The sequence below is a fragment of the Streptomyces sp. NPDC000410 genome (genome assembly GCF_040300305.1).
Lineage (GTDB): Bacteria > Actinomycetota > Actinomycetes > Streptomycetales > Streptomycetaceae > Streptomyces.
In genome coordinates this window covers 30,564-50,738 of sequence record NZ_JBEPDM010000049.1, presented here as the reverse complement: position 1 = coordinate 50,738, position 20,175 = coordinate 30,564, and the positions used below count along the sequence as shown (strand labels likewise).

20 protein-coding genes and 1 pseudogene are annotated in these 20,175 nt (G+C 72.6%); 10 read left to right on the top strand and 11 right to left on the bottom strand.

The annotated features are described in order from the left end of the window. Positions 1-286: 286 nt before the first annotated feature. The 3 genes from otsB to ABT342_RS31645 all read right to left on the bottom strand — a co-directional run bounded on the left by otsB (position 287) and on the right by ABT342_RS31645 (position 2,750). Positions 287-1,138 (bottom strand): trehalose-phosphatase, encoded by an 852-nt coding sequence (gene otsB, locus ABT342_RS31655; protein ID WP_351581452.1) that lies wholly within the window; start codon positions 1,136-1,138, stop codon positions 287-289. A 9-nt stretch (positions 1,139-1,147) separates the two neighbouring features. Further along, positions 1,148-1,384, bottom strand: coding sequence for a DUF3263 domain-containing protein (locus ABT342_RS31650; protein WP_351581449.1), 237 nt, complete (start codon positions 1,382-1,384; stop codon positions 1,148-1,150). Between the two features lie 79 nt (positions 1,385-1,463). After that, entirely contained in the window at positions 1,464-2,750 is a 1,287-nt protein-coding gene (locus ABT342_RS31645) for an ABC transporter substrate-binding protein (RefSeq protein WP_502965647.1), read from the bottom strand. 123 nt (positions 2,751-2,873) lie between these two features. Here ABT342_RS31645 and ABT342_RS31640 point away from each other — a divergent pair, with 123 nt between their 5' ends. The 3 genes from ABT342_RS31640 (at position 2,874) to ABT342_RS31630 (ending at position 6,167) form a co-directional block, all read left to right on the top strand. Continuing rightward, positions 2,874-3,806 (top strand): ROK family protein, encoded by a 933-nt coding sequence (locus ABT342_RS31640; RefSeq protein ID WP_351581445.1) that lies wholly within the window; start codon positions 2,874-2,876, stop codon positions 3,804-3,806. After that, positions 3,806-4,942: an N-acetylglucosamine-6-phosphate deacetylase gene (nagA, locus tag ABT342_RS31635; protein ID WP_351581443.1), complete on the top strand. Its 1,137-nt coding sequence runs from the start codon at positions 3,806-3,808 to the stop codon at positions 4,940-4,942. Before ABT342_RS31640 ends, nagA begins: the two co-directional genes overlap by 1 nt. 298 nt (positions 4,943-5,240) lie before the next feature. Then, the gene (locus tag ABT342_RS31630; protein ID WP_351581458.1) at positions 5,241-6,167 is read left to right on the top strand and encodes a 1-phosphofructokinase family hexose kinase; all 927 of its coding nucleotides are present in this window, start codon (positions 5,241-5,243) and stop codon (positions 6,165-6,167) included. A gap of 72 nt (positions 6,168-6,239) precedes the next feature. On the opposite strand, the gene ABT342_RS31625 is transcribed toward ABT342_RS31630, so the two are convergent. Both ABT342_RS31625 and cdgB read right to left on the bottom strand, forming a co-directional pair. After that, positions 6,240-7,211, bottom strand: a complete 972-nt coding sequence (locus ABT342_RS31625; RefSeq protein WP_351581441.1) for a carbohydrate-binding protein — start codon at positions 7,209-7,211, stop codon at positions 6,240-6,242. Between the two features lie 134 nt (positions 7,212-7,345). Continuing rightward, positions 7,346-9,130 (bottom strand): diguanylate cyclase CdgB, encoded by a 1,785-nt coding sequence (cdgB, locus tag ABT342_RS31620; RefSeq protein WP_351581439.1) that lies wholly within the window; start codon positions 9,128-9,130, stop codon positions 7,346-7,348. A gap of 269 nt (positions 9,131-9,399) precedes the next feature. Between cdgB and ABT342_RS31615 the strand changes: the two genes are divergently transcribed. Continuing rightward, positions 9,400-9,957, top strand: a complete 558-nt coding sequence (locus tag ABT342_RS31615; protein ID WP_502965646.1) for a flavin reductase family protein — start codon at positions 9,400-9,402, stop codon at positions 9,955-9,957. Positions 9,958-10,081: 124 nt separating this feature from the next. Here the strand turns inward: ABT342_RS31615 and arfB are convergent, their stop codons facing one another. Continuing rightward, positions 10,082-10,516 (bottom strand): alternative ribosome rescue aminoacyl-tRNA hydrolase ArfB, encoded by a 435-nt coding sequence (arfB, locus tag ABT342_RS31610; RefSeq protein ID WP_351581437.1) that lies wholly within the window; start codon positions 10,514-10,516, stop codon positions 10,082-10,084. A 227-nt stretch (positions 10,517-10,743) separates the two neighbouring features. On the opposite strand from arfB, the gene ABT342_RS31605 reads away from it, so the two are divergent. After that, positions 10,744-11,319, top strand: coding sequence for a TerD family protein (locus ABT342_RS31605; protein WP_351581434.1), 576 nt, complete (start codon positions 10,744-10,746; stop codon positions 11,317-11,319). An 85-nt stretch (positions 11,320-11,404) separates the two neighbouring features. Here the strand turns inward: ABT342_RS31605 and ABT342_RS31600 are convergent, their stop codons facing one another. Then, positions 11,405-12,820, bottom strand: coding sequence for a M1 family metallopeptidase (locus ABT342_RS31600; protein WP_351581432.1), 1,416 nt, complete (start codon positions 12,818-12,820; stop codon positions 11,405-11,407). A gap of 484 nt (positions 12,821-13,304) precedes the next feature. After that, on the bottom strand, positions 13,305-13,862 hold the full coding sequence (locus ABT342_RS31595) for a GlcG/HbpS family heme-binding protein (protein WP_351581430.1): 558 nt from the start codon (positions 13,860-13,862) through the stop codon (positions 13,305-13,307). Positions 13,863-14,246: 384 nt separating this feature from the next. Between ABT342_RS31595 and ABT342_RS31590 the strand changes: the two genes are divergently transcribed. The 4 genes from ABT342_RS31590 to ABT342_RS31575 all read left to right on the top strand — a co-directional run bounded on the left by ABT342_RS31590 (position 14,247) and on the right by ABT342_RS31575 (position 17,304). Beyond that, the gene (locus tag ABT342_RS31590) at positions 14,247-15,563 is read left to right on the top strand and encodes a sensor histidine kinase (protein ID WP_351581454.1); all 1,317 of its coding nucleotides are present in this window, start codon (positions 14,247-14,249) and stop codon (positions 15,561-15,563) included. Further along, positions 15,560-16,198, top strand: coding sequence for a response regulator (locus ABT342_RS31585; protein ID WP_351581428.1), 639 nt, complete (start codon positions 15,560-15,562; stop codon positions 16,196-16,198). The genes ABT342_RS31590 and ABT342_RS31585 overlap by 4 nt, the downstream gene beginning before the upstream one ends. An 86-nt stretch (positions 16,199-16,284) precedes the next feature. Further along, positions 16,285-16,788: a hypothetical protein gene (locus ABT342_RS31580; RefSeq protein ID WP_351581426.1), complete on the top strand. Its 504-nt coding sequence runs from the start codon at positions 16,285-16,287 to the stop codon at positions 16,786-16,788. A gap of 12 nt (positions 16,789-16,800) precedes the next feature. Further along, positions 16,801-17,304 carry a hypothetical protein gene (locus ABT342_RS31575; protein WP_351581424.1) on the top strand — a complete coding sequence of 168 codons (504 nt, stop codon included), beginning with the start codon at positions 16,801-16,803 and terminating at the stop codon, positions 17,302-17,304. 15 nt (positions 17,305-17,319) lie between these two features. On the opposite strand, the pseudogene ABT342_RS31570 reads toward ABT342_RS31575, so the two are convergent. Then, positions 17,320-18,014: pseudogene (locus tag ABT342_RS31570) on the bottom strand (pentapeptide repeat-containing protein). Between the two features lie 157 nt (positions 18,015-18,171). Here ABT342_RS31570 and ABT342_RS31565 point away from each other — a divergent pair. Next, positions 18,172-19,167: a zinc-binding dehydrogenase gene (locus ABT342_RS31565; RefSeq protein WP_351581422.1), complete on the top strand. Its 996-nt coding sequence runs from the start codon at positions 18,172-18,174 to the stop codon at positions 19,165-19,167. A 171-nt stretch (positions 19,168-19,338) separates the two neighbouring features. Here ABT342_RS31565 and ABT342_RS31560 read toward each other — a convergent pair whose 3' ends face one another. Then, positions 19,339-19,581, bottom strand: coding sequence for a hypothetical protein (locus ABT342_RS31560; RefSeq protein WP_351581419.1), 243 nt, complete (start codon positions 19,579-19,581; stop codon positions 19,339-19,341). 110 nt (positions 19,582-19,691) lie between these two features. Then, entirely contained in the window at positions 19,692-20,162 is a 471-nt protein-coding gene (locus ABT342_RS31555; RefSeq protein WP_351581417.1) for a GNAT family N-acetyltransferase, read from the bottom strand. Positions 20,163-20,175: the final 13 nt, after the last annotated feature.

The window sequence follows — 20,175 nt, the reverse complement described above, 5'->3', positions numbered from 1 at the left end:
TCCTCGTACTGGACGTACTTGGATGACTCCGACAACGCAGCGAGTGCGCGTGCCGGGCGTCGCGCGCCAGGCGGGATTTGTCAGACACGGCCTAGGGCCCGTCTTCGGGATCAGGCCGGATCAGCGAGCGGGGTCTGGTGCGTGCGATCGCAAGGCGGAGGAAGGAATCCACGCGGTGGGGGCACCTCCCGTGCCCGAAGGGCTACGGGGGAGTCGATGACTGACGACAACGCAGCGAGCGCGCGTGCCAGGGCACGCGAGCCCGGCAAGATCCGAAAGGCAGGCCCTACGTCCGCTCGGCCAGCGCGCCCAGGAAGCGCACCACTTCGCCCGGCCCCGACAGCACCACGTCCGCGCGCTCCGCCAGTTCCGGGACCTCGTTGCTGCCGCTGCACACGAGCAGTCCGGGTACGCCGTCCGAGCGGAGTTTCTCGACGGCGGCGAAGGCGGCGAGGTCGCCCAGGTCGTCACCGGCGTACAGCACGGCCCGCGCCCGCCGCTCGCGTACGTACTCGACGAGGGCCAGGCCCTTGTCGACACCCGGCGGCCGGACCTCCAGGACCAGCCGGCCCGGCTCCACGATCAGCGCGTGGCGGGCGGCCAGCTCGGCGATGGGGCCGCGCAGCGCCTCGAAGGCGGCCTGGGGGTCGTCGGCGCGGCGGGTGTGGACGGCCACCGCGTTCCCCTTCTCCTCGATCCAGGTGCCGTGCCAGGCCCCGATCGTGTCCAGGAAGCCGGGCAGCTCGGCGCGCACGGCCTCGACGCCCGGATGCGGGGCGGGGGCGTGCACGGTGCCGCTGACGGCGTCCCAGCGCTCGGCGCCGTAGTGCCCGAGCACCACCAGATGCTCCAGGCCCGGCACCCCGGCGAAGCCGCCGTACCGCACCGCGACCCCGGCCGGGCGGCCGGTCAGCACCGCGACCGACGCGACCTTCGGCGCGAGGCGGGCCAGCGCGCCGACCGCCCCGGGGTGCGCCCGTGCCTGCTCCGGATCGGGCACGATGTCGGCGAGCGTGCCGTCGAAATCGAGTGCGACCACGCTCTCCCTCGGCCGCGCGAGAATCGCGGCGAGCCCCTCGCGCCCGGCGGGGGTGGTCGGCTCCGGCAGTACGTCGTCGACGTCCGAGTGGCTGCCCATGCTCCGACCCTAGCGGCGCGCGCGCTGGGCGTCCCGGACTCTGCGCAGCCGGTTGACCGTCACGGGGTCGTGGGCCAGCGCGCGGGGGTCGTCGAGCAGCGCGTTGAGCAGCTGGTAGTAGCGGGTCGGCGACATCCCCAGCCGCTCCCGTATCGCCCGCTCCTTGGCTCCGGGACCGGCCCATGCGGCGCGCTCGACGGCGAGCACGGCCCGGTCCTGCTCGGAAAGCTCCACGTCATCGGTCATATGAGCAACATAATGGCCGCCCTCGGCTGATGTCGGGCCCCTTGCCCAGCCCTTGCCCGGCCCTTGCTCCGCCACTCCGCTACTCCGCCGACTGCTCCTCGCGGGCCTCGTTCGCGATGCGGGTCAGCGGGAGGGACGCCTGCCCACCAGGAGCGACCGCCTGGCCGATGTTCTTCTTGACGCTCGCGCTGACCTTCGCCCAGGACGTCTCCCCGAACGGGTAGAGCTCCGACGTCGGCAGCGCCGTCAGGAATTCCCGCAGGTCCTTGTGCTCCGGATCCGCCTCCATCGCCTGGCTCGCCGTGGCCGTGACCGGCAGGATGTCGTAGCGGTCCGAGAATGCGAGCACGTTCGCGTCGTTGTACGCGAAGTCGAGGAAGCGCCCGATCTCCTTGCCGTGCCCCTTCTGCTTGAAGCCCATCATCCAGTCGGTCACCCCCATCGACGGCCGGGATTCACCGTTGGTGCCGGGCAGCGGCACCTTGCCGACCTTGACGCCCGCCCGCTCGGCCGTGTGCATCAGCGTCGGATGGCCGTTGAGCATCCCGACCTCGCCGCGCGCGAACGCCGCGAAGGCGTCCGCGCGGTCCAGTTCGGCGGGCGCGACCGGACCGGTCAGCTTCGGGCGGACCAGGTTGTCCTCGAGCCACTTGAACGTCTGGACGTTCTCGGGCGAGTCGATGGCATAGGCACCGGTAGCCCGGTCCTGGTAGCCGCCCCCGCCGCTGAGCATCCAGATCATCGCCTCGGCCTGCGCCTCCTCGGAGCCGAACGGCAGCGCGAAGGGGTACTTCACGCCACGCGCCTTCAGCTTCTGCGCCGCGCCCCGGATCTCCGCCCAGGTGCGCGGCGGCTGGATCCCCGCGTCGGTGAACAGCTCCTCGTTGAAGAAGAGCAGCCGGGTGCTGGCCGCGAACGGCATCCCGTACTGGACGCGCTCGTAGCGGCCCGCGTCGGCGAGCAGGGGCAGGAAGTTGGCCTGCGTGGCGACGGAGACCGTCTGGTCGAGGCGGTAGAGCTTGTCGTCGGCCGCGTAGTCCGCGTACGCGCCGATCTGCGCGATGTCCGGCGCGTTCCCGGCGGCGACCAGCTCCGCGACCTCGCGGTCGACGTCCTTCCACGAGTACACGTCGACGTCGATCTTGATGCCCGGGTTCTTGGACTCGAAGTCCCGGGCCACGCCGTCCCAGTACGCCTGCGAGGAGTCGTTCGCGCCGGTGCCGTAGTCGGCGGCGACCAGCTTGAGCGTGACGTCCCCGGACCCGGATCCGTCCGATGCCCCGCACCCGGCGAGTACCGCCGTCATCGCGAGTACGGCTGCCGCCGCTGTCGGACCCAGGAAGCGCCGCTGCACTGCTTTCCCCACCCTCGTTGTCGCCCTGTTGTCACCGTTTGTGAACCCAAGAGGTCTACACCACTACTCCCCCGTGCGGCAAAACCACTCCACAGTGGACTAGACCTTTCAATGGTCACGCGCGAGACTGTCCACGTGAGACACGTCATCGCCCTCGATGTGGGCGGCACCGGGATGAAGGCCGCCCTGGTCGGGGCGGACGGGGCACTGCTCCACGAGGCACGCCGCGCGACCGGCCGGGAACGCGGCCCCGAGGCCGTCATCGGGACGATCCTCGACTTCGCCGCCGAGCTGCGCGCCCACGGCCGCGAGCGGTTCGGCGAGGGCGCCGCCGCAGCCGGTGTCGCCGTGCCCGGCATCGTCGACGCCGAGAACGGCACGGCCGTCTACGCGGCGAACCTCGGCTGGCGCGACGTCCCCCTGCGCGATCTGCTCAGCCGCAGGCTCGACGGCATCCCCGTCGCCCTCGGCCACGACGTCCGCACCGGCGGCCTCGCCGAGGGGCGGATCGGCGCGGGCCGGGGCGCCGACCGGTTCCTGTTCGTGCCGCTGGGCACGGGCATCGCCGGGGCCATCGGCATCGGCGGCGTCATCGAGGCCGGAGCGCACGGGTACGCCGGCGAGATCGGCCACATCGTCGTCCGGCCCGGCGGCCCGGAGTGCGGCTGCGGACAGCGCGGCTGTCTGGAGACCCTCGCCTCCGCCTCCGCCGTGTCCCGGGCCTGGGCGGCGGCGAGCGGCGACCCGGGGGCGGACGCCGCCGACTGCGCGAAGGCCGTGGAGTCCGGCGACGCCGCCGCCGTACACGTATGGCAGGAGGCGGTCGCGGCGCTCGCGGACGGACTCGTCACCGCGCTCACCCTGCTGGACCCCCGCACGCTGATCATCGGTGGCGGCCTCGCCGAGGCGGGAGAAACCTTGTTCACACGGCTGAGGAGCGCGGTGGAGGCACGCGTCACCTTCCAGAAACTGCCCTCGATCGTCCCGGCGGCCCTCGGGGACACCGCCGGCTGCCTGGGCGCGGGACTGCTCGCCTGGGATCTACTCGACACGGAGGTAACCGCCTGATGGCCGACCGGATGGTTCTCACGGGAGCCCGTGTGGTGCTGCCCACCGGGATCGTCGAGAACGGACGGGTGATCGTCGAGGGAACCCGGATCGCCGGGGACGCCCCCGCCGACGCGCCCGGCGTCGACCTGTCCGGCCACTGGCTGGTCCCCGGCTTCGTGGACATGCACAACCACGGCGGCGGCGGCGCGTCCTTCACCTCCGGGAGCGCCGAGGACGTGCTCACCGGCGTGCGTACGCACCACGAGCACGGCACCACCACCATGGTCGCCTCCACCGTCACCGGCGACATGGACTTCCTCACCCGCCGCGCCGGGTTCCTCTCCGAGCTCGTCGAGCAGGGCGATCTGGCGGGAATCCACTTCGAGGGGCCGTTCATCAGCCCGTGCCGCAAGGGCGCGCACAGCGAGCAGCTACTGCGCGACCCCGACCCTGCGGAGGTGCGCAAGCTGCTCGACGCGGCGCGCGGGACGGCCAGGATGGTCACCCTCGCCACCGAGCTGCCGGGCGGCATCGAGTCCGTACGGCTGCTCGCCGAGCACGGCGTGATCGCGGCGATCGGCCACACCGACGCCACGTACGAACAGACCATCGAGGCGATCGAAGCGGGCGCCACCGTGGCGACGCACCTCTTCAACGCCATGCCCGCCCTCGGCCACCGCGCCCCCGGGCCGATCGCCGCCCTGCTGGAGGACGAGCGGGTCACCGTCGAGCTGATCAACGACGGCACGCATCTGCACCCGGCGGCCCTGGAGCTGGCCTTCCACCGCGCCGGCGCCGCGCGGGCCGCGTTCATCACGGACGCGATGGACGCGGCGGGCTTCGGCGACGGCGTCTACCACCTCGGCCCGCTGGAGGTCGAGGTCAAGGACGGGGTCGCGCGGCTGGTGGAGGGCGGTTCGATCGCCGGGTCCACGCTCACCCTGGACACCGCGTTCCGACGGGCCGCGACCGTCGACCGGCTGCCGGTCGAGGACATCGTGCGGGCGATCTCGGCGAACCCGGCCCGGCTGCTCGGCGTCTACGACAGGGTCGGCTCGCTGGAGCCCGGCAAGGACGCGGACCTGGTGGTGCTGGACGCGGACTTCACGCTCAAGGGCGTGCTGCGCAAGGGCGCCTGGGTCGTCGAACCGTAGGACGGCGGGCCGTCGAACCGGAGGACGGCCGGTGCGCGAGGCCCGGGCCGGGCCTGGGGCGCAGAACGGCCGGTGCGCGAGGCCCGGGGGGCGCCGTCGAGCCGGAAGACAGCCGGTGCGGGAGGCGTGGGGGGCGCCGTCGAGCCGGAAGACGGCCGGTGCGGGACGGGCCTGCCGGGGCGCAGAACGGCCGGTGGGGGAGGGCGTTTGGCCGACGCGGGTCTGGGCCAACCGCCTTCTTTTTGGCATGATCAGGACCCGTCCGGCCAGGCGCGCAGATTCTCGGGGGGTGTCAGAAGTGATCCTGACGGTCACGCTGAACACCGCTCTGGACCTCACCTACAAGGTGCCCGCCCTCGTCCCGCACAGCTCCCACCGCGTCACCGAGGTCACCGAACGCCCCGGCGGCAAGGGCCTCAACGTCGCCCGCGTGCTCGCGGCGCTCGGTCACGAGACGGTCGTCACCGGCTTCGCGGGCGGCCCGACCGGCGCGGTCCTGCGCTCGATGCTGGCGGACCTGCCGGTACGCGAGGCGCTCGTCCCGGTCGCCGGGAACACCCGCCGCACGATCGCGGTCGCCGACGCGACGACCGGCGACACGACCCAGCTCAACGAGCCGGGACCGACCGTGACCGCCGACGAATGGGCCGCGTTCCTCACCTCGTACGAGACGCTGCTGCAAGGCGCCGACGCCGTCGCTCTGTGCGGCAGCCTGCCGCCCGGCATCCACGTGGGCGCGTACGCCGAACTGATCCGCCGGGCCCGCGCGGCCGGCGTCCCCGCCCTCCTGGACACGAGCGGCGAGCCGCTGCGCCGGGGCATCGCGGCCCGCCCCGACCTGATCAAGCCGAACGCGGACGAGCTCGCCCGGCTCACCGGCTCCCGCGAGCCGCTGCGCGCGACCCGTGACGCCCGTCGCCGGGGCGCCCACAGCGTGGTCTCCTCGCTCGGCGCCGACGGCATCATCGCCGCCACCCCCGACGGCATCTGGCAGGCACCCCCGCCCGTGAAGGTCCGCGGCAACCCGACCGGCGCCGGCGACTCCGCCGTCGCCGGGATCCTCTCCGGCCTCGTCGAATCGCTGCCCTGGCCGGACCGGCTGGCCCGCGCGGTGGCACTGGCGACGGCGACGGTGCTGGCGCCCGCGGCGGGCGAGTACGTGACCGCGTCGTACGAGGCGCTGCTGCCCGAGGTCAAGGTCACGGCGGCGGAACACGCGGCGTGACCGCATACGGCGACGGCCGTGGGAGGAGCACCCCTCCCACGGCCGTCGTATGCCTTTGCCTTGTCCGGGCTGTCAGCCCTTATCGCCCTTGCCGCCCTTGCCACCGGCCTTGCCCGCCTCGATCCACACCTGGTCGAGGAACGCCTCGCAGGTGTCCCCCTGCTCACAGGAGATCTTCAGCGTGTTCGAACCCTTGGTGAGGTTGACGTAGGAGTAGGTGCGCGTCCAGCCCTTCTCCCAGTCCCCCTCCTTGGCCTTGGCGAAGTTCGACATGTTGATGGAGCGGGTCGGCTGGTCGTTGATGGTCAGCGAGGTCTTGGCGTCCTTGCCCGGCACGCTGTACCGGATGAACAGCGTGTACTCGCCGTCGGCCGGGATGTCGACCGACCAGCTCGCCGCGCCGCCCACCCCGTTGAACATCACGTACGCGCCGTTCGTGCCCTGCGCCCCCTTGATGCCGGTCGCCGCCGCCGCCGGCGGCGCGAGCTTCAGGGTGGCCGCGTCCTGCTTCGGCAGCTCGTCGACCGGCTTGGTCGGGTCGCCGCCCTTCGACGGCTCGTCGCTCGGCCTCACCTGGTCGGCCGGGCCGGTGCTCTGATTGGCCCGCGGCGTATCTTCGTCGCCCTTGCTGTTCACGAGCGCGGCGGCGATGCCGATGACGACGACCGCGACGACCGCCACGGCGCCGATGAGCAGGCCCTTGGTGTTGGGCCCGCGGCCCCGGCCGCCGCCGCCCTGGCCGCCGGCCGCGGGGACCTGACGGGTGGGGGCGCCGCCGGGGTAGGTCTCGGGGGCCGCGTACTGGGGGCTTGGCTGCTGCGCGTGCTGCTGCTGCTGGTGCGGGACCTGCCCGTACTGGCGCTCGCCGACCGTCCTGACCTGGTTGTACGACGTTCTGGGCACGCCGGGCTGCGCGGCCGGACCGGGGTAGCCGTAGCCGCCCTGGCGGGGAGATGTCGCGCCCGCCTGCTGTCCGTCCGCGTACAGGTAGCCGAACGGATCGTCGTCCTCAGGCGTGCTCGCGCCGCTGTTCCCGGCCGTCATCCCTGGTCACTCCTATCCATGCTCGCCAGCCGTCGCCGACCGGCCGAGCCTACCCCGTTCGAGCAAGTCCAAAGACGGCGCTTGGCCCCGCACCGGTTCCACGTACGGCAGCCACGATTCGTTCACCGCGTCGGCTAGCCGGCCCGCCTGTGGACCTTGGCCCGGGACCGCTTCTCGATGTACATCCGCTGGTCAGCGGATTGAAGGACCTCTTCCACGGACATTCCGCAGACCGCCCAGCCGATGCCGAAACTCGCCCCGACGCGGACGGCCCTTCCGTCCACCCGGATCGGCGGGATGATCGCGTTCCGCAGGCGCACGGCCAGGTCGGCGGCGTCGGCCGCACCGAGACCGTCGGCGAGGACGACGAATTCGTCACCCCCGAGCCGGGCGACGGTGTCCCCGTCGCGTACGGCGGTGGTGAGCCGGCGTGCGACCTCGATGAGAACGGCGTCGCCGGTGTTGTGCCCGAACCGGTCGTTGATCGACTTGAAGCCGTCCAGGTCGCAGAAGAGGACCGCCAGGCCCTTCGTGCCGTCGTCGTGCTCGCTGTCCGGCGCGACGGCGTGCACATGGTGGTCGAACGGGCCGCCGGGGGCCGGGGGCTCGAAGGCGTCGGCCCTGAAGCCGTGCTCCTCGTCGCTCCCGTGACCGTTCCCGTGTCCGTTCCCGGCGGCGGGGTCGTATCCGCTGTAGCCGTTGTGGCCGTTCTCGTACGGGGTGGCGTAGCCGGTGCCGTCACCGCTGCCGTTGGCGTTGGTGTTTCCGTTGCCGTTGGCCGAGTACGCCGCGTCCAGGGCCTCCACCGCGGTCGAACGCGCCGACTGCGCCGACTGCGGCCGCTCGCACAGCCGCGAGCTGAGGCGGGCGCGCAGCTCCGCGCTGTTGGGCAGACCGGTGAGCGAGTCGTGACTGGCCCGGTGGGCGAGCGCCAGCTCATGGCGCTTGCGCTCCTCTATGTCCTCGACGTGCGTGAGCAGGAACCTGGGGCCGTCGGCGGTGTCGGCGACGACGGAGTTGCGCAGCGAGACCCAGACGTACGTGCCGTCCCTGCGGCCGAGGCGCAGCTCGGCCCGGCCGCCCTCGGCGGACGTGCGCAGCAGGGTGCCGATGTCCTCGGGGTGGACGAGGTCCGCGAAGGAGTAGCGGCGCATCGCGGACGCGGGGCGGCCGAGCAGCCGGCACAGCGCGTCGTTGGTGCGCAGCAGCCGGCCGTGCTGGTCGCCGCCCATCTCCTGGATGGCCATACCGCTCGGCGCGTACTCGAACGCCTGCCGGAACGACTCCTCGCTGGCGCGGAGCGCCTGCTGCTCGCGCTCCAGCCGGACGAGGGCGCGCTGCATGTTTGCTCTGAGGCGGGCGTTGCTGATCGCAATGGCGGCCTGGGACGCGTACATCTGGAGGGCTTCCTGCCCCCAGGGGCCGGGGCGGCGGCCGTTGCGCGGCTTGTCGACCGAGATGACGCCGAGGAGCTCACGGCCGCCGCCCGAGGCGTACATGGGGGCGTAGAGCCGGTCCTGTGGGTGCCACTCGTCCTCGAAGCGGGGCTCGGGTCCTTCCGTGTACCACTGCGGAACGTCGTCCTCCAGCAGCACCCAGCCCTCGGTGTGCGGGATGAAGCGCAGGTCGCCCCAGGCCTCGCCCATGGACAACCTGCGGTCCCAGGAGAGGCGGGAGCCGACCCGGCCCGTGATCAGGGCTTCGGCCGCGGAGTTCCCGGCGAAGGCGGCGACGACGAGATCCCCGTCGGGGCGGACGAGATTGACGCAGGCCAGCTCGTAGTTGAGGCCGAGGATGACACCGTCCGCGACGCTCTGCAGCGTGTCCGCCAGGCTACGGGCGGTGTTGAGGTCTGCGACGACCTGATGCAGCTGCCGCAGGGTCGCAAGACGGACGTACGGCTCCGACTCGGTCTCCATCGTTCGCTCTCCCCGAGACCTCGACAGCTGACTCCAGTGTTCTCATCGGCTCTCGTACTGCACTGTCCCCGCCACTGAATCACAGCGAGCTGTCCACTCGGTACACAGGGTCAACAAATACCGCCCTCTGTGACTCAAGTCACAACGGGTGGGGATGGAGGGTCTGTTGGTGCGAACGCAAATCGCTGCCGTATGGCCCATTGGTCCTAGGACCATCCTGGTCCCCTGGCCCGATGTGACGGCGCGGGGACGAGATTAGCGTTCCGCTCGTGCCCCAGACGACCCCCACCCCGGTCCCCGCCCCGAGCGTCGATGTCATCCCCCATCCTGAGGGGGTGAGCAACGACGAGTTCCGCGCCGCCATGTCCCGGCTGGCGGCCGGTGTGGTGCTGGTGACCGCGCAGGAGCCCCCGCTCGGCGAGGACGTCGGCATGACCGCGACCGCCTTCACTTCGGTGTCCCTGGACCCTCCGCTGGTACTGGTGAGCCTGCGGGAGGGTTCCCGGATGGACGACCTGCTGGCCGAGCAGCCGCTGTGGGGCGTGTCCCTCCTCGCCGAGAGCCAGCGGCACATCGCCGGGCGGTTCGCGATGAAGGGCCGGATCAGCGACCGGCTGCTGTTCGAGGACATCGCCTACACGCGCGGGGAGATCTGCGGGGCGCCACTCGTCGGCGGGGCGCTGGCGGTCCTGGAATGCCGCACGGAACAGCGCGTCGAGGCGGGCGACCACACGCTGGTCATCGGCCGCGTCCTGAGCGTGGGCCTGCCGAGCGGGGACGGCGGCCCTCTGACGTACTTCCGCGGCAGGTACCGGCACCTGGGCTGACGGGGTGGGAGCGGGGGATCAGGGGTTCGGGGCTGCCGGGCCGGGATACGGGTCCGGGGCCAACGGCCCGGGGCTGCTGGACCAAGGCCAACGGCCCGGGGCTGACCGCTCTGGGGCCCCGGGGCTACCAGTCCCGGCCGCTGCGGCCGCGCTTCGTCTCCGCCCGCTGCTTCTTCTCCCGCAGGCGCCGCTCATTGATCCCGCGAGGGATCTTCGTCGCGCGCCGCGGCCTCGGCGGCGGCGCCGTCGCCTCCGCCAGCAGCGCGGCGAGCCGCACCGCCGCCGTCTCGCGGTTGCGCCACTGCGAGCGGTGATCGGAGGCCCGTACGCAGATGACGCCGCCGACGAGCCGCGAGGCCAGCCGCTCCAGCGCGCGCTCCTTCCACACCTGCGGCAGGGCGTCCGTCGCCGCGAGGTCGAAGCGGAGCTCCACCTGCGAGTCGCTCGTGTTGACGTGCTGGCCGCCGGGGCCGGAGGACCGCGAGAAACGCCACAGGAGCTCGGCCTCCGGGAGGGAGACCGAGCCGCGGATGAGATAGGGCCCGGACATGGACCCCATGGTCCCGTCCCCGCGCCGCCGCGTCACCCGCTTTTCCGTTCGACGCGCGGCACGGGGGCACGGGCGCGCACGGGAGCAGGGGCTTCGCCGGGGCCGCTTCGGTAAAGAAAGTAAAGCCCGCTGGAACCTGGACGTCCTGCGCGTGCGTTATGGGGGGTGACGGTAACTTCGGGACCACTCGAAGCCCGCACCACCGCGAGCATGGCGACTAGGAAAGGGACTTCCCCATGGCTGTAAGCCTGTCCAAGGGCGGCAACGTCTCCCTCACCAAGGAGGCACCGGGCCTGACCGCCGTCACGGTGGGCCTCGGCTGGGACGTCCGTACCACCACCGGCACCGACTTCGACCTCGACGCCTCCGCGATCGCGGTCAACCCCGGCGGGAAGGTCGTGTCGGACGGCCACTTCGTCTTCTTCAACAACAAGTCCACGCCGGACCAGACCATCGTCCACACCGGTGACAACCGCACCGGCGAAGGCGGCGGCGACGACGAGCAGATCAACGTCAACCTGGCGGGTCTGCCGGCCGACGTCGACAAGATCGTCTTCCCGGTCTCCATCTACGACGCCGACAACCGCAGCCAGAACTTCGGCCAGGTGCGCAACGCGTACATCCGCATCGTCAACCAGGCCGGCGGCAGCGAGCTCGCCCGCTACGACCTGAGCGAGGACGCCGCCACCGAGACCGCCATGGTCTTCGGCGAGCTGTACCGCAACGGCGCGGAGTGGAAGTTCCGCGCGGTCGGCCAGGGTTACGCCTCGGGTCTGACGGGCATCGCCCAGGACTTCGGCGTCAACGTCTGACGCGCTTTCCGACCTGCCGGTCAAGCCCTGGGCCCGGCCCGGGGCTCGGCCGGCAGGCGAGAGCCGGGCCCGGCTGGGGCCGCGGCTAGGGCTTGGCCGGTTTGTCCTCGCCGTACAGCCAGGTGTCCCACAGTTCGGTGAGGTCCTTGCCGGACTCCTCCTCGACGTACGCGACGAAGTCGTCGGTGGAGGCGTTGGCGTGGCGGTGCTCCTGCGCCCAGCCCTCCACGATGGTGAAGAAGGTGTCGTCGCCGACGGCCTGGCGGATCTTGTGCAGGACCATCGCGCCGCGTCCGTACACCGGCGGGTCCGAGATGTTCTCGGCGCTCGGCGGCTCGGCGGGCGGGAAGGCCCAGTTGCTGCGGTCGGCGAAGGCCCTCTCGTGGCTGACCTGGGCGGGGGTGTCCTCGAAGTCCTCGGAGTACAGCCATTCCGCGTACGTCGCGAACCCCTCGTTGAGCCACATGTCCTGCCACGTCCTCGGCGTGACGGAGTTGCCGTACCACTGGTGGGCCAGCTCGTGGACGAGGATCCCCGTGGTGAACTGGTCGGCCGGCATGACGGGCCGGTTCTGCGTCTCCAGCGCGTAGCCACTGTCTCCCGTGCGCTCGACGATCGCGCCGGTGGACAAGTAGGGGTACGGGCCGAAGTTCTCCTGCGCCCACGCAAGCAGTTCGGGGATCCGGGCGAGCAGCTTCTCGCTGCGCGCGGTGACGGTCCGGTCGGAGGCCGAGTAGACGGGCACACCGTCCGCGCCCTTCTTGGGGGTGGTCCTGACGTCGTACGCGCCCATGGCGACGGTCGCGACGTAACTCGCCATCGGCTGCCCGGCGTGCCAGACGAAGGTGGTGCGGCCACCGGAGCCGGCGGGGCGCCGGGAGCGCAGCTCCCCGTTGGAGACCGCGGTCAATCCCTTGGGAACGGTGACGGTGATGTCGTACGACGCCTTGTCACTGGGGTGGTGGTTGCCGGGGAACCAGGCCATCGAGCCGGTCGGCTCGCCGAGCGCGATGGCTCCGTCCGACGTCTTCAGCCAGCCCTCCTCGGAGGAGTCCGCGTCCGTGATGGTGCGCGGGGAGCCGGAGTAGCGGACGACGGTCTTGAAGGTGCTGCCCTTGTCGAGGTCGGCGCGGGGGCGCAGGGTCAGCTCGTTGGCGGCGCGGTTGACGGCGGCCGGGGCGCCGTCGACGGTCGCGCTGTGGACGGTCATCCCGTGGAAGTCGAGGTTGAAGGCGCTGAGGTCCTGCGTGGCACGGGCGGTGATCTCGGCGGTGCCGGTGAGCTGGTTCGCCTTCGGGTCGTAGTCGAGGGTGAGGGCGTAGTGGCGGACGTCGTAGCCGCCGTTGCCGAGCTTCGGGAAGTACGGATCGCGCAGACCGGCGGCCCCGGGGGTGCCGCCGACTCCCCTGACGGCGTCTGTGGTGGCCGTGCAGCCCGCGCCGGCGAGGGCGAGCAGGAGGGCGGCGGCGAGCGCCGGGGCGCGGGATCGCTGGTGGTCCACACCAGCGATCCTACGCACGGCGTGACGCTGACCGCTCCCGCCGATCACCCGCCGATCACCCGCCGATCACCCGCCCTCATCGCTCAGCGGTGCTTCGGCGGTGCCTCGGCGGCGACCCGGCAGGCGGCCGGGCGACGGCCCGGCGGGCGCCCCGGTGGGCGGCCAGACGAGAGGCCCCCGGCGGGCCACCAGCCAACGGCCAGGAGACGGCTCGGCGAGAGACCAGGGATGCCCCGGCAGGCGGCCAAGCGGCGACCCGGCGACTGCTCGGCGGCGGCCAGGTGGCGGCCAAGCGGCGACCCGGCGACTGCTCGGCGGCGCCCCGCCAGGCGGCCCGGTGGCGGCCAGGCGATGCCTCGCCGGGCGCCCCGGCGAGAGACCAGGCGGCGCCCCGGCGGCGGCCACCAAGGCGGCCCCGCCGACGACCCCGCGGTTGCTCGGCAATGACCCGGCGGTCACTTGCCTCGCTTGCCGATCAATCGGCTCACTTGCCGAGGGCAGCCACGCCCGCCTGGGCGAACTTCTCGTCGAGGGCACCGCTCGGCGCGCCCGCGACACCGATACCGGCGATCGGGGCGCCCTTGACCTGCACCGGGGCGCCGCCCCCGAGGAACAGCGTGCCCGGGATGTCCTTCAGGTTCGGGGCCTGCGCCAGGCGCCCGGCCAGCTCGGAGGTGGGCGCGTTCCAGGAGACCGCGGTGAACGCCTTGCGCTCGGCGGACTCGTAGGACTGCGGGCCGGCGCCGTCGCCGCGCAGCGTGACGATCGTGTTGCCGTTGCGGTCGACGACGGCGACGGTGACCCGCTGGTTCTCGCCCTCGGCCGCGTCGAGCGCCGCCTGGGCCGCCTTGGTGGCCGCCGCGATGGTCAGGTGCGTGGTCTGGTGGAGGTTGCTGTTCGCGGCGTCGGCCGTGACCGTGGTGCGCGCGGCGGCGGCCGGGGCGGAGGCGTTCGCGGAGACGGCACCGAAGGTCCCGGCGCCGAGCGCGGCGGCGGCGACTGCACCGGTCAGGACGCGGGCGCGCAGCGACATCTTCTTCATGGGATAACTCCTCGGTAGGCGCCGGGGGTTCGGCGGGAACTCTCTCTGCCATCGATCCTCGTGCCACCGCCGGGCCCGTACGGTCGACGGAGCGGATGCCTCCTGCGCGCATGATGGATGACGGCGGTGTCAACCGATCGGCTGATGCCGCCGTGACCCCGCCGGGGCAGCATGGGCAGGTATACGCAGGTCAGCGAAGGGTGACGGACGGTGGACCGCCAACACGACCCCAGCCCCGACACCCACCGCACCTCCGGCGCCCCGGGCGCCTCCGGTCATCCGACCGCCCGCCCCTCCGAACCGGACGCGGGCGCCGACGCGCCCCGCGGCCCCAACCGTGCGCCGGAGAGCCGTGATCCCGATGCCCGGTGGCTGGCCCGGGTGATGCACGCGGCGTTCTTCCTGCTGCTCGGTGCCTCGCTGGTGCGCTATCTGCTGCGGCATCCCTGGGAGGGCCGCTCTCCGTGGATCATCGGCCTGTCGGCCGCGCTCGCCGCCCTGTACGTGCTCGGCCCGGCCATCGGCTCCCGCGCGACGTTCGCGCAGGGCGAGCCCGGCGGCGGTGCGGACGTCCCCACCAGGCCCCGCGCCGGAGCACGCCGCGCCCCGACGGCGGTCGGCGCACCCGGCACGCGCCGCGCCCACGCAACCGTCGGCGCACGTGGCGCCACCGCGCCCCCCAGCCACCGGGCCGGACCCGCGACGGACCTCGGGGCCACCCCGCGCCGGCTCGCCTGGCTGGGGACGGTCGTCGCCGTCTGGATGGTGCTCGTCGTCCTCGCGCCGAGTTTCGCCTGGTGCGCGGTGCCCCTGTTCTACACCGGTCTGCGTACGCTCCCGCCGCGCGCCGCGCTCGTCCTCGTGACCGTCCTGACCGCGTTCGTCGTCGCCGCGCAGCTCAAGCTCGCGTACGGCGGGTTCGATCCGAACCTCGTGATCGCCCCGCCCGCCGTCGCGGCGATCGCGACCGCCGTGTTCGTCCACGCCGAGCGCCTGGCCGCCCGCCAGCGCGCCCTCATCGACGACCTCATCCGCACACGCCGCGAACTGGCCGCCACCGAGCGCCGCGAGGGCACCCTCGCCGAACGCCAGCGGCTCTCCATGGAGATCCACGACACCCTCGCCCAGGGCCTGTCCAGCCAGCAGATGCTGCTCCAGGCCGCCGACCGCACCTGGGACGCGGACCCGGAGACCGCCCGCCGCCACGTCCGTACCGCCGAGTCGATCGCCGAGCGCAGCCTCGCCGAGGCCCGCCGCTTCGTCCACGACCTGGCACCGGCCGATCTGGCCGAGGGCGGCGGCCTGGAGGAGGCGCTGCGCGCGCTCGCCGCCCGCGAGTCGACCGCCGCCGGCATCACCGTCCGCGTCCACGTCGAGGGCGCACCGAACCCACTGCCCGACCGGGTCCAGTCGGCGCTGCTGCGCATCGCGCAGGGCGCCCTGGCGAACGTACGGGAGCACGCGGGCGCCACCACCGCCGCGCTGACCCTGACCCACCTCGGCGACCAGGTGGTCCTCGACATCGCGGACGACGGCCGCGGCTTCGACCCGCGCGAGACACCCGCCGCTGGCGGCGTACGCGGCCACGGCCTGCCCGCGATCCGCGCCCGCGCCGAACAGCTCGGCGGCACACTGACCATCGAGTCCGCGCCCGGTGAGGGCACGGTGCTGTCGGCCTCGTTCCCCCTGGAGACCCCATGACCGTACGCATCCTCCTCTGCGACGACCACGCCGTCGTACGCGCCGGCCTCCTCGCCCTGCTCGGCAGCGCACCGGACATCGAGGTCGTCGGCGAGGCCGGCAGCGGCGAGGAGGCGGTCGCCATGGCCGCCAAGCTGAAGCCGGACGTCGTCCTGATGGACCTCCAGCTGGGGTCCGGCATCGACGGCGCCGAAGCCACCCGCCGGATCACCGCCGCCCGCCGCACCCGCGGCACCCGCGTCCACGTCCTGGTCCTGACGACGTACGACACGGACGCGGACGTCACCCGCGCCATCGAGGCGGGCGCGACCGGCTATCTGCTGAAGGCCGAGCGCCCGGAAGAGCTCTTCGCCGCGATCCACTCCGCCGCCCAGGGCCGCACCACCCTCTCCCCGCCGGTCGCCAGCCGCGTCATGGACCGCATGCGCGGCGCGGCCCGCCCCACCCTGACCGACCGCGAGCAGGACATCCTGGGCCAACTCGCCCGGGGCCTCGGCAACCGCGAGATCGCTCGGGCGCTGTTCATCAGCGAGGCGACGGTGAAGACCCACCTCGGCCGGATCTACGCCAAGCTGGGCGTGGACACCAGGGCGGGCGCGGTGGCGGTGGCGAAGGAACAGCGCCTCCTCCCCTGAGACAGACCCGTCTCCGCCGGACGGTGGAGACGGTCCGCCGTCCGGAACGACGAAGCAGCCCCCCTGTCCACGGCAGCCTTGGCGTCATGACGACAGCGACCGACCCGCTCCCTCCCCAAGCCCCGGCCACCACCTCGCCGGTGCCCCGGTCCGCCCGCCGCGCCACGCACGCTCTCGCCCTGTGCACGGTCCCCATGGGCCTCTGGCGCCTGGCCATGGCCGCCGGCATCCCCGTCGGCTACAGCGACGAGGTGCTGCGCGAGGTCTACGGCATCCCCGGCTGGGGCATCGCGTACGTCGTCGGCCTCACCGTCCTCCAGGAATGCGCGGCCCTCCTCCCCCTGCTTCTGGTCAGCAACCGCATACGGTTCCGCCGCCCCCGGGCCGTCGCCGCGACCGCCTGGGCCGTCTCGGCCGTGGTCACCCTCTTCTGCCTGAGCCAGCTGGTCCTCGCCTTCTTCGTCGAGCCCGACCCGAACATGTCCCCCGACGGTCACACCGTGCTGAACCTCTGCCTCGCCCCGCTGCTCGCCACCGGCCCCCTGCTGGCGTATGTGACCTGGGCGTACGGCAAGAGGCACCGCGCATGACACCATCGACCCGTGCTCGACATCGGCTACTCCCTCTCCCGCCGCTTCCCGGATCCGCCCCAGACGGACTACCGCCGCGCGGACGTCCACGCCCTGCGCCACGACCTCTTCTGCGGTGACGTCTACCTCGCGGACACCAAGGCGGACCGTGAGGTGTCCACCGCCTGGGGATGGGTGCCGGTGCTCGACTTCGCGTGGGCGCTGTGCGACATCGTCGAGCAGCTCGACCGCGACCCTCGCGGCAGCCGCGCCTCCCAGCCGCAGTACGCCGAGCTGGACTTCACCGAGTCGACCGACCGCATGCTGTTCGAGCGCCGCTTCGGCTGGGTGGACGTCGAGGCCGACTGGATGCCGGGCAACGAGCCGCCGCTCACCTTGAACCACGCCGAACTGCGCCGCGAGGCCCGCGACTTCCTGCACGATCTGATCGCCGACCTCACCGATATGCACGAGGGCCTCGCCGACAACCCCGCCATCTGGGACCTCCAGGCCCGCTTCCCCCGCACCACTCCCTGACCCACTCCCTGGCCCTCAACCCTCCACACGCACCCCCACCTGTGCCGCGAACACCGGCGCCAGATCCAGCAGTTGAGCCGCGCTGATCACCGCACCCGCCAGCCGCTCCACCCCCCTCGCGATATCCAGCTCCGCCACCTGCCGCAGATCCACATCCCGCATCCGGGCACCGCTGAAGTCCACCCGCCGCAGCGCACAGTCCCGGAACTCCACCCGGGTCAGCTCCGCCCCGCCGCCGTATCGATATGCCGCTACCGCGGCGCGGCCGGCTCGGACAGCACGCACCCCTCGAACACCACGTCCTTCAGCTTCGCCTTCCGCAGATTCAGGTAGTCGATCTTCCCTCCCCTCACCAGCACCCGCTCCAGCACCGCCCCGTGCGGCTGCACCCCTCCCATCCGCGCGTCCACGACCTCCACGTCCCGCAGCGCCGCGCCCGCGAGATCCGTGCCCACGCCCCGCACCCCCGTCAGCACCGAGTCGATGAACCGGGCGCTCACCAGCGACGTCTCGTCCAGACCGCACTCCCGCAGCGCACAGTCCATGAACCTGGCACCCGGCCCGTCCTGCCCCGCCAGGTCGAGCCCGGCCAGCTCAAGACCGTCGTAGTCCCCGTCCGGCTCCAGCCGGCCGCCCCCGAACGGACTCAGCGGCGGCAGCCGCACCTCCGGCCGCCGCGCCGCCCGCACGCTCTTCGTCTCTCCCGCCATGAACCCATCGTGACGTACGCCACTGACAGCGCCCTCGAACGCCATGTCCTGAGATCGCCTGTTGACCTCAAGCTTGCTTGAGGTTGAAGAGTGGGACCCACGCCCGACCAGGCCCACGCCCGGCGGACAAACGAACGGACGAACAGGGGAGCCCACCATGCACGCCATCCGCCTCCACGCCTTCGGCCCCGCCGAGAACCTCACGTACGAAACGGTCGCCGACCCCCAGCCCGGCCCCGGCCAGGTCCGGATCGCCGTCACCGCCGCCGGCGTACACCTCCTCGACGCCGCCCTGCGCGAAGGCGAGCCCGGCCCCTTCCCCGCCCCCACGGAGCTCCCCACCATCCCCGGCCGCGAGGTCGCCGGCACGGTCGACAAGCTCGGCGAGGGAACGGACGAGCACTGGCTCGGCAAGCGCGTCGTCGCCCACATCGGCATGAACCCCGGAGGCTACGCCGAGCTCACCGTCACCGACGCCGACAAGCTTCACGAACTCCCCGACCACCTGGACGCGGCCGCAGCCGTCGCCATGATCGGCACCGGCCGCACCACCCTGGGCATCCTCCAGTTCACCGACCTCGGCCCCGACTCGATCGCCATCGTCCCCGCCGCCGCCGGAGGCATCGGCACGCTCCTCGTCCAGTACGCCAAGAACGCCGGCGCCACCGTCATCGGCCTCGCAGGCGGCCCGCAGAAAGTCGCCCGGGTCAACGACAACGGCGCCGACCTCGCCGTCGACTACAAGCTCCCCGACTGGCCCGAGCGCGTCCGCGCGTACCTCGGCGACCGGCGCGCCACCGTCGTCTACGACTCCGTCGGCGGGGACACCGCCCGCGCCGCCGTCGACCTCCTCGGCAAGGGCGGAAAGCACATCGTCTTCGGCTGGTCCTCAGGAGGCATTCTCGGCGGCTCCCCGCTCGCCTTCACCGACGAGGAACTCGCCGCACGCGGCATCACCTCCGAGGGCGTCCTCGGCCCGGCCATGCTCGAAAAGGCCGGCGGCCTGCGCGCCCTGGAGACACTCGCCCTCACCGAGGCAGCCGCGGGCCGCCTGCGCCCTGCCGTCCAGCGCTTCCCGCTCGCCGAGGCCGCAGAGGCCCACCGCGCCCTGGAGACCCGGGGCACGATCGGCAAGGTCGTCCTCGTGCCCTGAGGCTCGTGCCCCGGGGCCCGCCACTCTGAGGCTCGTCCCCCGGGGCCCGCCACCTGAGGTTCGTCCCCTGCCACTCGCCCCCCTGAGACTCGCCCCGAGGTTCGTCCCCCGAGGCTCGTTCCCCAGGGAGCGCGCCCAGGGAGGACCTGCCCCCAGCCCCAGGCCGTGCCCTCAGAGCGACTGGCCCGGACCACCCCGGTACACCTCGTCCCGGTACACCTCACCCAAGTCACCCAAGGCGTCATCCACATCCATCGTCTCGTCCCCGGACGCCGCCTCACGCGACTCGGACGAACCAGATGTCCCGGCGGCGGCCCGGTCGGAGGCGGACTCCCGCTCCTCCTTCCGGCCCCGCCGCTTCTCCTCCAGCAAGTGCTCGCGGATCCGTTCGGGCTTGTCTCCGAGCTGGTCCATGACCATCTCCTTCGTCAGCGCCCCCCGACCGCCCCGCGGCCAGAGTCACACAGCCCCGCCCGCCCCGCACCCCGGCGACGCCACGACTCCAGCCGCACGGACCCCAGCCGCTACGACCCCAGCCGCTCCAGCGCCTCGTCCGTCAGCCGGTACACCGTCCACTCGTCCTGCGGCCGCGCCCCCAGCGACTTGTAGAAGTTGATCGACGGCGTGTTCCAGTCCAGCACGGACCACTCCAGACGCTCGTACCCCCGCTCCACACAGATCCGCGCCAGCTCCGTCAGCAGCGCCTTCCCGTGCCCGCCGCCCCGCAGCTGCGGCCGTACGTACAGATCCTCCAGATAGATCCCGTGCACCCCGCGCCACGTCGAGAAGTTCAGGAACCACAGCGCGAACCCGGCGACCTCCCCGTCCTCCGTCTCCGCGATATGCGCGAAAGCGGCGGGCCGCTCCCCGAACAGCGCCTCACGCAGCTGCTCCTCGGTCGCCTTGACCTCGTCCGGGGCCTTCTCGTACTCCGCGAGCTCGCGGACCAACTCGTGAATGACAGGAACATCGGCAGGTGTAGCAGTACGAATCATGAAAGGCACCCTG

What these genes read in the sequence shown, in the direction of transcription:
- ABT342_RS31565 (WP_351581422.1), top strand. Translation starts at nt 18,172, where the DNA reads ATGCACGCCATCCGCCTCCACGCCTTCGGCCCCGCCGAGAACCTCACG.
- ABT342_RS31580 (WP_351581426.1), top strand. Translation starts at nt 16,285, where the DNA reads ATGACGACAGCGACCGACCCGCTCCCTCCCCAAGCCCCGGCCACCACC.
- arfB (WP_351581437.1), bottom strand. Translation starts at nt 10,516, where the DNA reads ATGGGGTCCATGTCCGGGCCCTATCTCATCCGCGGCTCGGTCTCCCTC.
- ABT342_RS31590 (WP_351581454.1), top strand. Translation starts at nt 14,247, where the DNA reads ATGCACGCGGCGTTCTTCCTGCTGCTCGGTGCCTCGCTGGTGCGCTAT.
- ABT342_RS31625 (WP_351581441.1), bottom strand. Translation starts at nt 7,211, where the DNA reads ATGACGGCCGGGAACAGCGGCGCGAGCACGCCTGAGGACGACGATCCG.
- ABT342_RS31595 (WP_351581430.1), bottom strand. Translation starts at nt 13,862, where the DNA reads ATGAAGAAGATGTCGCTGCGCGCCCGCGTCCTGACCGGTGCAGTCGCC.
- ABT342_RS31585 (WP_351581428.1), top strand. Translation starts at nt 15,560, where the DNA reads ATGACCGTACGCATCCTCCTCTGCGACGACCACGCCGTCGTACGCGCC.
- ABT342_RS31650 (WP_351581449.1), bottom strand. Translation starts at nt 1,384, where the DNA reads ATGACCGATGACGTGGAGCTTTCCGAGCAGGACCGGGCCGTGCTCGCC.
- cdgB (WP_351581439.1), bottom strand. Translation starts at nt 9,130, where the DNA reads ATGGAGACCGAGTCGGAGCCGTACGTCCGTCTTGCGACCCTGCGGCAG.
- ABT342_RS31560 (WP_351581419.1), bottom strand. Translation starts at nt 19,581, where the DNA reads ATGGACCAGCTCGGAGACAAGCCCGAACGGATCCGCGAGCACTTGCTG.
- ABT342_RS31605 (WP_351581434.1), top strand. Translation starts at nt 10,744, where the DNA reads ATGGCTGTAAGCCTGTCCAAGGGCGGCAACGTCTCCCTCACCAAGGAG.
- ABT342_RS31555 (WP_351581417.1), bottom strand. Translation starts at nt 20,162, where the DNA reads ATGATTCGTACTGCTACACCTGCCGATGTTCCTGTCATTCACGAGTTG.
- nagA (WP_351581443.1), top strand. Translation starts at nt 3,806, where the DNA reads ATGGCCGACCGGATGGTTCTCACGGGAGCCCGTGTGGTGCTGCCCACC.
- otsB (WP_351581452.1), bottom strand. Translation starts at nt 1,138, where the DNA reads ATGGGCAGCCACTCGGACGTCGACGACGTACTGCCGGAGCCGACCACC.